This window comes from Pseudomonas vlassakiae, assembly GCF_014269035.2.
Classification (GTDB): Bacteria; Pseudomonadota; Gammaproteobacteria; order Pseudomonadales; family Pseudomonadaceae; genus Aquipseudomonas; species Aquipseudomonas vlassakiae.
The window spans coordinates 1-13,079 of sequence record NZ_JABWRP020000024.1 but is presented as its reverse complement, the minus strand read 5'-3'; the positions used below and the strand labels follow the sequence as shown (position 1 = coordinate 13,079).

Sequence of the window (13,079 nt, the reverse complement as noted above, 5' to 3'; positions counted from 1 at the left end):
TTGCTCCAGCCGATGGAGAAGTTGGCTCACCGGTTTCCCGCAGGAACGCGTCGGTACACAGGCCTCGGCGTGCTGGGGTCGAATTCAGTCAGCTGGCTGCCAGCCCGCACGAACCCGGCGCTTTCGGCCAGGCGCTGGCTGGCATGGTTATCGATATCAGTGGTCAGCCACACCGGGGCATCGACGGCGTCCAGCAGGCAGGTCAGCGCCTCACGCATCAGGCCCTGGCCGCTGCTGGCCTGGCTCGCCCAATAGCCCACTTCGTACTGGTCATCGCCAGGACGCAGGCCGATGCAGCCGATCACTTCACCGCTGTCCGGTGCGAGGATGAAATAGCGCTTTTCCTTGGCTGGGTCGAGGAACTCCTCGGCGCTCAGTTGCAGCGTTTCCTGCACCTCCTTCAAGGTCCAGTCGGGCTTGGCCCAGGCCAGGAACGGTTGGTGCAGGCTGTAGCTGTCGAGCAGCGCCTGCTGCAGTTGCTGGGCAAACGCCGGCGCCGGGCGGACCAGCAGGGTACGCGGCGTGGACAGGGTACGAGGCAGATCGGGGTAGGGCATTGCAGGCCTTCCTGGCGGGTTGATCGGGAAATTTAAGCTTATTTTTGTGTAATCTGTGGGAGCGCCGTTACGGATTTGCCGTGAATGCCCAAATCGATCATTCAAAGGAAACTGAAGGTCCGCCCATGCCCGACTATACGCTGCATTGCTTCGCCGAATCCGGCAACGCCTACAAGGCTGCGCTGATGCTCGAACTCACTGGCCAGGACTGGCAACCGGTGTTCGTCGATTTCTTCAACGGCCAGACCCGCGACCCGCAATGGCGTGACGAGGTCAACGAGCAGGGTGAGGTGCCGGTGCTGGAGCACGCTGGGCAGCGGCTGACCCAGTCGGCGTTGATTCTTGAATACCTCGCCGAGCGCACCGGCCAGTTCGGCCCGCGTGACGACAATGAAAAGCGCGAGATCTGGCGCTGGATGCTGTTCGACAACCACAAGTTCACCAGCTACTACGCGGCGCTGCGTTTCCTGCTGTGCCTGAAGAAGACAGGTGAGACGCAAGTGACCGGCTTCCTGCGGGAGCGGGCCACGGCGGCGTACCGGATTGTCGATGCGCACCTGGCGAAGGCGCCGTTCATGGTCGGCGAGCGGCTGACCATTGCCGACCTGTCGCTGGCGGGGTATGTGTTCATGCCGGAGGACACCGGGATCGTGCTGACCGATTTCAGCTACATCGAGGCGTGGAAGCAGCGTATTCAGGCGGTGCCGGGGTGGAAGCATCCCTACGAGCTGATGCCGCGGACGGCGTAAGCCAGTACCGGCCTGTTCGCGGATAAATCTGCTCCGTGCAGGAGCGGATTTATCCGCGACAGGCCGCCACAGGAAAAATCAGTAGCGAACTTCAACCCCTACATAAGCCCCGATCCCATCCCCCGGCCAGAACGACGCGGTATCCAGCCCGCGCGCGTTGTACACCGGCGTCACCGCCGTCACGTACGCCTTGTTGGCCAGGTTCTTCAGGTCCAGCGAGACCTTCCAGTTGCCCTTCGGCGCCTCATACCCCAGGTTCGCCCCCCAGATCGTGTACGACGGCGCATACAGGCTGTTGGCATAGTCCACCGCCGTGCGCGATGCCGATTGCACGTTCACCCCGGTGTACCAGCCGCTGTGGTCCTGGTATTGCAGTTCGCCCTGGTAGATATGCTTGGGCACACCTGGCAGCTGGTTGTCGCCGAAGGTGTCGTCATGCCGGTAGTAGAAGTCGTTGTAGGTGTACGACTGTCGCCAGCGCACCAGGTCGCCCTGGGTGTTGTCCCACAGGCGCGTATTGAGCCCGGCTTCGACACCCTGGTGGATGGTTGGTGAAGCGTTGAACGCGCCGGTAACCGCTGCTGCGGTGGAGGTAGCAGGGATGATCTGCACGTTCAGCAGTTCGTCGTGGATCCACGAGCGGTACAGCGCCAGGCTGCCGTCGAAGATGCCGTGCGAACCCTTGATGCCGACTTCGAAGGTGTTGGCCTTCTGCTCCACCAACGGGCGGATGTACGGCAGGGTCGGGCCGGAGCCGGAGTATTCCCATGACGCGGGCGGGTCGATGCTGCGGCTGAAGTTGGTGAATACCTGCAGCTCGGGGTTGATCTCGTAGCGCAGGCCGATGCGCGGGGCGACGCTCCAGTTGTCATAGTCGACATGCTGCGGGAAGGTCGTGGTGTTGGGGTTGACCGCGTAGTCGATGTTGACCTTGCGCCGCACATTGATGAACGACACGCCGCTGGTAAGCCACAGGTTGTCGACCAGGTTGATGTCGTTGCCCAGGGCGATCACCCGGCCGAACGAGTCCTTGTAGTTGACCTGCTTGAGCGACACCTTGTTGCCGTTGGCCGAATCCACCCCACCGCGCAGGTGCTGGGTCGAAGTAAAGGCGATATTGCTGCGGCTCTCGTGGCCAAACAGGTAGTCGACCCGGTCATAGCCCAGCAGCAGGCCAAGGTCGTGCCAGTCCCAGTAGCTGGGATTGCTCGGGCTGCGCGGGCTGTTGGTGTGGCGGTAGTCGTGGTACGACAGGCCGAAGGTCAGCCGCGCGTCGTCGTCGAAGGTGTAGGTGGTCTTGCTGCCGGCCCAGATGCTGCCCGGGCGGCGTGCACCAGCGCCGCTGCTTTCTGCGGTGGCGCTGGCCCGGCGCGGGTGGTGCAGGGCATTGTCGAGGGTGGTGGCGCTGGGGTCGTTGTGGGTCTCGTCGCGGTAGCGCAGCAGCAGGCGGGTTTCCAGCTTCGGGTTGAAGCGGTAGCCGGCGTTGGCGACGATGCCCGAGCTTTTCGACAGGCTGTAGTCGCGGTAGCCGTCGTTGCGGTAGTTGTCGGCCTGCAGGTAGTAATCCAGGCCACCTTCCACACCGCCGTAGCTGATGCTCTGCTTCTGGTAGTGGTAGCTGCCGGCCTCGGCACGCACGCGCAGGCCGGGGGCGCTATAGCCGCTGTGGTTGACGAAGTTGACCGCGCCGCCGAGGGTCAGCGCGCCATACTGGAAGGCGTTGGCGCCGCGCAGGATCTCGGTGTAGTTGACGCCGCTGGCATTGAGGAATTCGTACGGGGTGCCGCCAGGGCCAGTCAGTGGCAGGCCGTCGAAGAGGAACTTGATGCCTTCGCGGAAGTAGCCGGGCGAGGTGTTGGCCCCGGAGCCACGGATCGAGATCTTTGCCGCGTCGTTGCCGCCGGTGGACTGTACGAATACACCGGGCTGGTAGGCCAGGGTGTCCTGCAGGGTAGCGGTACGGCCTTTGGCGACTTCTTCGCTGTCGACCACGCTGGTGCCACCGGGTACCTCGGCGAGGGCGCTGGCGGCCTGTTGCACTTCAGTCTGCTTGGCGGCCTGCACAGTCACCGTGCCGAGGGTAGGGTCAGCGGCCAGTACCGTGGCCGGGGCCAGCAGGGTGGCCAGAGCAGCGTGGCGGATGGCCAGGCGCAGTGGGTGGGGGTGAATCGCACGCATCGTCGTATTCCTTGAGAGTCATCGTAGGTCCTCGGCGTTCTATGGGAATAGTCAGGCCTGTCGAAAGCGGTAAGAGCAGATTCTGTGCCAGCTGACGAAAGACCGGAAGTTGCGGCTTTGCCAAGTAATTGAGTGTGTGAAGATGAACGAAACAGCAAGTTTTGTTGTGGCCGTGTTGTATTTGAAACAGTGTGGGTTATATACAAATATCCAGATCAGCCGGCGAACCTGTGGGAGCGGGTTTACCCGCGAATGCTCTGGCATGGCCACCGCCGCATTCGCGGGTAAACCCGCTCCCACAGGGCCCTCTATTGGCTGACTGTCTGCATTCCAACAGTAACTGGGCAGTTTGTGCGGTTAGCGCGTCTGGAAGGCTGCTGGCGCCCAGTAAATACGTGGAAACAAGGCTGGCATGACATCTGCAACAGCACTTTATGTAGCCGTCTATATAAAGAGCTTGCTGTGCAGCCAAACGTCCGATTATTCAATGCATGCCTGTTGGCCAGTGCGCTGTTAGTTGCCGCCTGTTCACCCGCCACGCCCCCGCAGACCCAGTCCACCCTCAAGGGTGAAGCGGTTAGTGAGGTGAACGGCGTGATGCGCTACCCGGCCAGCGACTTCGTCGAGCAGCAGCGCGGCCAGCGCGGCGGCACCTTGCGCGTATCGGCAGCGACTGATGCTGGCAGCTTCGACATCCATGCGCTGTCCCACGGCAACATGCAGTGGATGGGCCGCACCCTGTTCGACTGCCTGGTCTACCAGGCCGAGGATGGCACCCTCACGCCGTGGCTGGCGAAGAGCTGGGAGATCAGCGCCGACGGCCTGACCTACACCTTCCACCTGCGCGACGACGTCACCTTCAGCGACGGCGAGCGCTTCGACGCCGAAGCGGTGCGGGTCAACCTCGAACACATGCGCGACCCGAAGACCCACTCGCCGCTGGCGGCTGCCTACATCGCGCCGTACCTGAACGGCCGGGTGGTCGATGCGTTCACCTTCGAAGCCACCTTGCGCGCACCTTATGCGCCGTTTCTCGATGTGCTGTCGCAAGCCTGGCTGGGGATGATCTCGCCACGGCAGATCATCGAGGCGCCCGCGACCATCGCCAGTCGGCCGATCGGCACCGGGCCGTTCGTATTGACCGGCTGGGTGCGAGACCAACGCGCCAGCTTCGCCCGCCGCCCGGGCTACCACTGGGCGCCAGCTGCGATCCATCACCAGGGCGAGGCTTACCTGGACGGCATTGAATTGAGCTACGTGCCCGAAGCGATGATCCGCTACACCTCGCTGGAAGCTGGCGACAGCGACATGGCCCTGGACGCACCGGCGCAGAACGCTGCAGCGATCCGCGCCAACCCGCAGCTGACCCTGCGCAACCGCATTCGCAAGGGCAACCCGGCGCGCAGCATTACCTTCAATGTCGAGCGCGTACCGTTCGATGACGTGCGGGTGCGCCAGGCCGTGGCCAAGGCCATCGACCGCGACGGCCTGGCGTGGATCTCCGGCTTCGGCGAGTACCTGGCCAAGGGTGACTTTCTGGCGGTGAACACTCCCGGCTATGACCCGGTGGCACGCGATGCCCTGGCCTTCGACCCCGCCGAAGCGGGCCGGCTGCTGGATGCCGCCGGCTGGACCGGGCGTGATGCCGAGGGCTACCGCACCCGCGACGGCCAGCGCCTCGGGGCGACGCTGCTGACCTACGACAACCCGGCATTCCCGGCCAATGTCTCGGTGGCGGCCCAGGCCGACCTGCGCAAAGTGGGCTTCGACCTGCGCATCGAGCTGCTGCCGATCAGCAAGGTCATGGAACTGCGCTACCGCGGCAACTTCGATGCCCTCGGCGGCGGCTACTGGCACACCAATACAGCCGACGGCCTGTACATCCTCTACCACAGCCAGTCGATCCCCAGCGCCCGAATGATCGGCCAGAACGTCGGCCACTTCCGCGACGACAGCCTCGACCAGCTGCTCGGTGACGCCCGGCGCAGCACCCACCCGGCACACCGTCGCATGCTCTATCGCCAAGCCCAGCAGCGCCTGGGCGAGACCGTGCCGGCGGTGCCCTCGGTGGAAAGCCAGATGCTGCTGGCCTACCGCAACGTGGTCGGCGGCGTGCTCTTCGACGGTTCGCACAACGTGCCTTTGTTCACCAGCGTGTGGCTGGCGAAGGAGCAACCATGAAATTGCTGGCAACGTTGCTGCGCCGCCTGCGCGACGGCGTGATCGTGCTGTGGGCGGCGGCGAGCCTGACCTTCCTCGGCATGCAGCACAGTGGTGGCGACACCGCCCTGGCGATTCTCGGCGGCCCGGATGCGATGCCGAGCGAAGCCATGCTGGCCCAGGTGCGTGCCGAGTACGGCCTCGATCAACCGCTGTGGGTGCAGTACGGCCATTACCTGCTGCGGCTGGCCAAGGGCGAGCTGGGCGAATCGTACCGCTTGCGCATTCCGGTCGGCCAGGCGATTGCCGAGCAGGCCGGCGCGACCTTGGCCCTGGCCACCAGCGCGGCGCTGCTGGCGGTGCTGCTGGCACTGGCTTCGGCGCTGCTCACCGCCAACCGCGGGCGACGCTTGCGCGCGCTGGTATCGGGCATCGAACTGGTGCTGTCCTCGGCGCCCAATTTCGTGATTGGCACCGTGCTGCTGCTGGCCTTCGCCTTCTACTTCCATGTGCTGCCGCCGTCTGGCTCAAGCGGATGGCGCTCGCTGGTGCTGCCGAGCTTGGCCCTGGCCTTGCCGATTGCGGCGGTGCTGGCCCAGGTGCTGCGCCAGTCGCTGGAGCAGGTACTGGAACAACCCTTCATCACCCAGGCCCGCGCCCGCGGCATGGGCGATACCGCCGTGCGCCTGCGCCATGCCTTGCGCCACGCCCTGGTGCCGCTGGTGACCCTGGCCGGCTACGTGTTCGCCAGCCTGCTTGGGGGGGCCGTGGTGCTCGAACTGTTGTTCGGCCGCCAGGGCATCGGCCGGCTGATGCTCGACGCCACCGCCACCAAGGACGTGCCGCTGGTGCTCGGCGTGACCTTGCTGGCAGCGGCGCTCTACGTGCTGGTCAACCTGCTGGTGGACCTGGCGACCCAGGCCATCGACCCGCGCACCGCACGCCCCTGAATTCACGAGAAAGGAACTGCCATGAGTCAAACCTCGATTACCGATGCCGATCTGGATGAGCGTTTTGCGCCGATCTACGCGCGCATTGCCGAAGGCGCAGTGGCCCGCGAGCAGCAACGCACCCTGGCCCATGAACCGGTGGCCTGGCTGCGCGAAGCCGGCCTTGGCGCCCTGCGCGTGCCCCGCAGCCACGGCGGCCTTGGCGCGAGCTTGCCGCAGTTGCTGCGCCAGTTGGTGCGCCTGGGCCAGGCCGATTCCAACCTGCCGCAGATCTTCCGCGCCCACTTCGGCTTTGTCGAAGGGCGACTGTCGTCCAACGACGCCGCTTCCCAGGACTACTGGTTCGCCCGAGTGGCGGCCGGCGAGCTGTGGGGCGCGGCCATGGCCGAGCGCACCGACAGCACCGGCAATACCGTGCAGCTCAGCGGGGGCGAGGGCGCTTACCACCTGGACGGTGAGAAGTACTACTGCACCGGCACCCTCTACGCCGATTGGGTCGCGGCGGTGGCCAACCACGGCGACGACTTCGTCAGCCTGGCGGTACCAACCGGTGCGCCAGGCGTGGAGCGGGTCGATGACTGGGATGGCTTCGGCCAGCGCCTGACCGGCAGTGGTACCACGCGGTTCACGCAAGTGAAGGTACAGCCTGAGCATTTGTTGCGCCGCTTCGCCAAAGGGGAGTTGCGCGCCGAGTCGTATCTCACCGCGTTCTACCAGGCGGTGCACCTGGCCACGCTGGCCGGCATCAGCCGTGCGGTGCTGACCGACGCAGTAGCCTTCGTCAAGGGCCGCACCCGCGCCTTTGGTGTGCCTGGGCAGTCGCAACCGGCCGCCGACCCGCTGGTGCAGGCGGTGATCGGTCGGTTGTCGAGCCTCGCTTTCGCCGCCGAGGCCCAGGTGGTTGCGGTGGGCCAGAGCCTGCAGGCGGTGTTCGAAGCAGGGCAGCAAGGCGAGGTGCCCGAGCAGCTCTACACCGACGCCGAGATCCACGCGTTCCAGGCGCAGCAGATCGTCCTGCCGCAAGTGCTGCAGGCCAGCACCTTGCTGTTCGAGGTCGGCGGCGCCTCGGCTACCAGCAACACCCGGCGTCTCGACCGCCACTGGCGCAACGCACGCACCCTGGCCTCGCACAACCCGGCGATCTACCGCGAGCAGGCGCTGGGCGACTACTACCTCAACGGCATCAGCCCGGCCCAGGCCTGGCGTGCCCGCCAGGCTGCCGCCAGTGAAGGGCAGGGCAGCGGCGACGAAGCCAGCGCAGTCTGATCAGGAGAACCGCATGAGCAGCAAACAGATGAGCCTGGGCATGAACATCCTCGGCTTTGGCTCGCACGCCGGCGCCTGGCGCCAGGGCGAGGCGGCACTCGACGCCTATATCGACGTCAATTACTACCGCGACATCGCGCGGATCTCCGAGCGCGGCTGCCTGGACGCGATCTTCCTCGCCGACGGCCCGGCACTGCCGCCGGATGTGTCCGCACAACCCGGTGGACGCCTGGAGCCGACTGTGCTGCTCACCGCCGTGGCCGCCGCCACCGAGCGCATCGGCGTGATCGCCACCTGCTCCAGCACCTACAACGAACCGTTCAACCTGGCCCGGCGCATCGCCTCGCTGGACCATATCAGCGGTGGCCGCGCGGCTTGGAACGTGGTCACCAATGCCGGTGATGCCGCAGCGCAGAACTTCGGCCTGGCGGGCGCGCCGCTGCATGTCGACCGCTACGGGCGAGCCGAAGAGTTCGTCGAGGTGACCCTGAAGCTGTGGGACAGTTGGGAAGACGACGCGATCATCGGCGACCGCGTCGCCGGCCGTTTCGCCGACCCGCGCAAAGTCCACACCCTGGACTTCCAGGGCAAGCACTTTCAGGTCAAGGGCCCGCTGAACCTGCCGCGCTCGCCCCAGGGCCGGCCGGTGCTGGTACAGGCCGGTTCCTCCGAAGGCGGCAAAGCGCTGGGTTCACGTTATGCCGACGCGATCTTCACCACCCAGACCACCCTGGCCGACGGCCAGGCGTTCTACCAGGAGATGAAAGCCCGCGCCAAGGCCTGGGGACGTGACCCCCAGCATCTGAAGATCATGCCCGGCCTGTCGACCGTGATCGGCAGTACCGAGGCCGAGGCCCATGCCCGCTTCGACCAGCTCAACGCCTGGCACGGCGAGCATGGCCTGCTGCAGCAGGTGGCGGGGCGTATCGGCATCGATGCCAGCGAGCTGGACCCGGATGCGCCGTTGCCTTGGGAGCGGATTGGCGCGGTGGCGGATTTCGAACGCGGCTCGCACGGGTTTCTGCAAGCCCAGCTGAACCTGGCGCGCAGCGAGAACCTGACCATTCGCCAACTGTCGCGGCGGATCCTGGTGGGGCATCGGTTGGCTGTCGGTACCCCGGAGCAGGTCGCCGATACCTTGGCCGAGTGGTTCCTGGCGGGTGCCGGGGATGGCTTCAACATCATGCCTGACATGTTCCCGTCGGGCGCGCGGGTGTTCGTCGAGGAAGTGGTGCCGCTGCTGCAGAAGCGCGGGCTGTTCCGCACCGAGTACACCGGCACCACCTTGCGCGACCACCTTGGCTTGCCCAAGGCCGTGAACCAGTTCGCCGCTTAGTCCAGATTCCGTATTTTTCAGGAGATGTCCAATGCGTTACCGCACACTCGGCCACACCGACCTCCAGGTCAGCCTGCTCAGCCTCGGCACCATGACCTGGGGCCATCAGAACAGCGAACAGGACGCCCACCAGCAACTGGACGCCGCCATCGCCGCCGGGGTCAATTTCATCGACACCGCCGAGATGTACCCCACGCCGACCCGCGCTGAAACCTGGACCACCACCGAGCGCTACCTCGGCAACTGGATCAAAGCCCGTGGCAACCGCGACAGGCTCATCCTGGCCAGCAAGATCGCCGGTCCGGCGCGTGATCCCGGCGGCCAGGCGCATATCCGCGATGGCCTGTCGCACCACGACCGCAAGAACATCGTCGCCGCTCTGGAAGGGAGCCTGCGCCGGCTGAACACCGACTACCTGGACCTGTACCAGCTGCATTGGCCCGATCGCACCAGCAACTTCTTCGGCGTCCGCGAGTATCCCTATGCCGATGACCACCCGGACACCATTGCCATCGAAGAAACCCTGGCAGTGCTCGATGAACAGGTCAAGGCTGGCAAGGTCCGCCATATCGGTGTGTCCAACGAAACGCCGTGGGGTGTGGCGCAGTTTCTGCGGCACAGCGAGCACAAGGGCCTGGCGCGGATCGCCAGCATCCAGAACCCGTACAGCCTGCTCAACCGCTTGTACGAAAACGGCCTGTCGGAGTTCAGCCATCGCGAAGGGATCAGCCTGCTGGCCTATTCGCCGCTGGCGTTCGGGGCGTTGACCGGCAAGTACCTGAACGGTGCCAGGCCTGAGGGTTCGCGGTTGTCGTCGGTGTATCGCACGTTCAATCGCTATGGCAGCGAGGAAGCCACCAGCTATGTGCAGATTGCGCAGGCGCATGGCCTGACGCCAGCGCAACTGGCCCTGGCCTTCGTGATTCGCCAGCCGTTCGTGGCCAGTGCGATTACCGGGCAGACCAGCTTGCTGCAGTTGCAGGAGAACCTCAGTGCACTGGATGTGCAACTGACCGACGAGGTGCTGGCCGAGATCCAGGCCGTGCACCGCCGCATTCCCAACCCGGCCCCGTAGCCCGCATGGCAAGGGCTGCGCCCTTGTTCGCGGCTGAAGCCGCTCCTACAAGTACCGCACAGGCCTGGGCCCTGTGGTGCCCCTGTAGGAGCGGATTTATCCGCGATGAGGCCGGCAAAGGCGCCAAGAAGGACAGTTATGAACACGATTGCACTGCCACCCACCCTCCTGACCAGCAATTCGCGGCTTCGCCCAGGTATCACACTGGCCTGGCTCATCCTGGCCCTGATCCTGCTGGCCGTAGCCTTCCCCGACTGGCTATCCCCAACCGACCCGCTGGCTGCCGACGCCCGCCTGGCCTACCTCCCACCCAACGCCACCTTCTGGCTCGGCACCGATGAAAACGGCCGCGACGTCCTCAGCCGCCTGATCCACGGCACCCGCCCATCGCTCTACATCGGCCTGGCCGCCACCCTGGTCGGGCTCGGCCTGGGCACTTCGCTCGGCCTGCTCGCAGGCCTGGCTCCCGCCTGGCTGGACAACCTGCTGATGCGCGCCGTCGACGTCCTGCTGGCGTTCCCCGACCTGCTGCTGGCGCTGGTCATCATCACCCTGTTCGGCCAGGGCACCAGCAACCTGATCCTCGCCGTCGGCATCGCTTCAGTGCCGCGCTACGCCCGCCTGGTCCGTGCCCAGACCCTGACCCTCCGCCACGCCGGCTTCGTCGAAGCCGCCGTCACGCTGGGCCGCAAACGCTCGGCGGTGGTGCTGGCCCACGTGCTGCCCAATGCCGTGCAACCGGTGCTGATCCTGGCCTGCATCGGCCTGGGCGGCGCCATCACCGCCGCCGCCGCGCTGAGCTTCCTGGGCTTCGGCGCACCACCGCCTGCGCCCGAGTGGGGGGCGATGATGGCCGTGGCGCGCAATTTCATGGCCAATGCGCCCTGGCTGATGGCCTGGCCGGCGCTGGCGATCACCTTGACCGTCATTTCCATCACCGTCATCGGCCGCGACTGGTTGCGCCGTAGCGAGGGCAGAAACCCATGAGCATCTTCGAACAGCACCCAGCCCCCTTGGTGGACATCCGCGACCTGCGCGTGAGCTTCAACGGCGTGCCGGTGGTACACGGCGTCGACCTGCAACTGCACGCCGGACAGTGCCTGGCACTGGTGGGCGAATCGGGTTCGGGCAAGAGCGTGACGGCCCGCACGCTGGTTGGCCTGACCGGTGCCGGCGCTCAGGTGCAGGCCCAGCGCCTGGCGTTTGCCCGGCAGGACCTGCGCCGGCTTGGCGGGGCTGACTGGCAGCGCCTGCGCGGTGGGCGCATCGGCTTCGTCATGCAGGATGCGCTGGGTTCGCTCGACCCGCTGCGAAGGGTGGGGGCCGAGATCGAAGAACCGTTGCTGTTGCACACCGACCTGGGCGCCGAGCAGCGTCGCTTGCGCGTACTCGAACTGCTGCGCCAGGTCGGTGTACCTGAACCTGAAGTTCGCGCCCGGCAGTACCCCTGGCAGCTGTCCGGAGGCCTGCGTCAACGGGCATTGATCGCCTCGGCCATCGCCTGCCAGCCGCGCCTGCTGATCGCCGACGAGCCCACCACCGCACTGGACGCCACGGTGCAGGCGCAGATCCTCGACCTGCTTGAACACCTGCGTGCCCGCGACAGCAGCCTGCTGATGGTCAGCCATGACCTGGCCGTGGTGGCGCGTCTGGCCGACTGGGTGGCGGTGATGCGCCATGGCGTGGTGGTCGAGCAGGGCACGGTCGAACAGATCCTGCAGGACCCGCAGGACCCTTACACTCAACGCCTGCTGAGCGCGGCACGGGCGGTGCATTTTCAGCGCCCGTCGGTCCCGGCGCTTTCGCTGGTGGAGGCTGTTGTGAACGAGCAACCGGTGGTGCTGGAGGCGCGTGGCCTGCACAAGGCTTTCGTCGGGCCGGATGGCCAGGCGCGTCAGGTGCTGAACGATGTGTCACTGCAATTGCGTGCCGGTCAGACACTCGGCGTGGTGGGTGAATCCGGCTCTGGCAAGAGCACGCTGGGGCGCATCCTGCTCGGACTGGAGCGCCCGGAGCAGGGGAGCGTGCAGCTGGCCGGGCAAGACTGGCTGGCGCTGTCTGCCGTCCAGCAACGTCAGGCACGACAGGGCATACAGGTGGTGTTCCAGGACCCGCTGGCCTCGTTCGATCCTCGATATACCGTGTTGCGAGTGCTGGCCGAAGCGCTGGCCCAGGCGGGTGTGCCGCGTGGGTTGCGGCGTACCGAGGCGGCTAGGTTACTGGACCGGGTGCAGTTGCCGGCGGGGCTGCTCGACCGTCGTCCGCTGGAACTGTCTGGCGGGCAGCGACAGCGCATCGCGATTGCCCGGGCGCTGGCGATGAAGCCCAAGGTGCTGGTGCTGGATGAGCCGGTGTCGGCGCTGGATGTGTCGGTGCAGGCGCGGATTCTGGCGTTGCTGGCGGAACTGAAAGCGGAGTTGGGCCTGGCTTGCCTGTTCATCTCCCATGACCTTGGGGTGGTGGAGCAGGTCAGTAACCAGGTGCTGGTGATGCAAGGGGGCCGGGTGGTGGAGCAAGGGGCGGTGGCGCAGGTGCTCGGGCAGCCGCGCCATCCCTATACCCGAGCCCTGCTCGATGCGGTGCCGCACCTGCCGGCGGCGCGGCCTCGCTGGTTTGAGCGGATTGCAGTGTAAGCCTGTGCCGGTCCTTCGAATGGGACAAAACAGGCGGACAGCGGTGCCCCCCCAGGAGGGACTGGCCCGAAACAAACTGTAGGAGCGGATTTATCCGCGATGCGCCGCGCGGGCGGCGCTCGATCTGATAGGCGCTGAAGATGTTGTGCCAGGAACCAGGTGGCTTGGAGGTCGA

At 65.9% G+C, this 13,079-nt stretch carries 10 protein-coding genes; 8 read left to right on the top strand and 2 right to left on the bottom strand.

Annotated features, from left to right (window positions below):
- Nucleotides 1–26: 26 nt before the first annotated feature.
- Nucleotides 27–557, bottom strand: a complete 531-nt coding sequence (locus HU738_RS23015; RefSeq protein WP_176507296.1) for a GNAT family N-acetyltransferase — start codon at nucleotides 555–557, stop codon at nucleotides 27–29.
- Between the two features lie 125 nt (nucleotides 558–682).
- Here HU738_RS23015 and HU738_RS23010 point away from each other — a divergent pair, with 125 nt between their 5' ends.
- Nucleotides 683–1,306 (top strand): glutathione S-transferase family protein, encoded by a 624-nt coding sequence (locus HU738_RS23010; RefSeq protein WP_186604371.1) that lies wholly within the window; start codon nucleotides 683–685, stop codon nucleotides 1,304–1,306.
- Nucleotides 1,307–1,384: 78 nt separating this feature from the next.
- On the opposite strand, the gene HU738_RS23005 is transcribed toward HU738_RS23010, so the two are convergent.
- Nucleotides 1,385–3,484 carry a TonB-dependent receptor family protein gene (locus tag HU738_RS23005; protein WP_186604369.1) on the bottom strand — a complete coding sequence of 700 codons (2,100 nt, stop codon included), beginning with the start codon at nucleotides 3,482–3,484 and terminating at the stop codon, nucleotides 1,385–1,387.
- Nucleotides 3,485–3,982: 498 nt separating this feature from the next.
- Here HU738_RS23005 and HU738_RS23000 point away from each other — a divergent pair, with 498 nt between their 5' ends.
- The 7 genes from HU738_RS23000 to HU738_RS22970 all read left to right on the top strand — a co-directional run bounded on the left by HU738_RS23000 (nucleotide 3,983) and on the right by HU738_RS22970 (nucleotide 12,904).
- Nucleotides 3,983–5,665, top strand: a complete 1,683-nt coding sequence (locus HU738_RS23000) for an ABC transporter substrate-binding protein (RefSeq protein WP_437182038.1) — start codon at nucleotides 3,983–3,985, stop codon at nucleotides 5,663–5,665.
- Nucleotides 5,662–6,594, top strand: a complete 933-nt coding sequence (locus HU738_RS22995; RefSeq protein ID WP_186604365.1) for an ABC transporter permease — start codon at nucleotides 5,662–5,664, stop codon at nucleotides 6,592–6,594. The genes HU738_RS23000 and HU738_RS22995 overlap by 4 nt, the downstream gene beginning before the upstream one ends.
- 21 nt (nucleotides 6,595–6,615) lie before the next feature.
- The gene (locus tag HU738_RS22990) at nucleotides 6,616–7,860 is read left to right on the top strand and encodes an acyl-CoA dehydrogenase family protein (RefSeq protein WP_186604363.1); all 1,245 of its coding nucleotides are present in this window, start codon (nucleotides 6,616–6,618) and stop codon (nucleotides 7,858–7,860) included.
- A gap of 13 nt (nucleotides 7,861–7,873) precedes the next feature.
- Nucleotides 7,874–9,196: an LLM class flavin-dependent oxidoreductase gene (locus HU738_RS22985; protein WP_186604361.1), complete on the top strand. Its 1,323-nt coding sequence runs from the start codon at nucleotides 7,874–7,876 to the stop codon at nucleotides 9,194–9,196.
- A 31-nt stretch (nucleotides 9,197–9,227) separates the two neighbouring features.
- Entirely contained in the window at nucleotides 9,228–10,271 is a 1,044-nt protein-coding gene (locus HU738_RS22980; RefSeq protein WP_186604359.1) for an NADP(H)-dependent aldo-keto reductase, read from the top strand.
- Between the two features lie 138 nt (nucleotides 10,272–10,409).
- Nucleotides 10,410–11,258, top strand: a complete 849-nt coding sequence (locus HU738_RS22975) for an ABC transporter permease (RefSeq protein ID WP_186604357.1) — start codon at nucleotides 10,410–10,412, stop codon at nucleotides 11,256–11,258.
- Complete coding sequence (locus HU738_RS22970) at nucleotides 11,255–12,904, top strand: dipeptide ABC transporter ATP-binding protein (protein WP_186604355.1); 1,650 nt, start codon at nucleotides 11,255–11,257, stop codon at nucleotides 12,902–12,904. Before HU738_RS22975 ends, HU738_RS22970 begins: the two co-directional genes overlap by 4 nt.
- The last annotated feature ends 175 nt before the right edge of the window (nucleotides 12,905–13,079 follow it).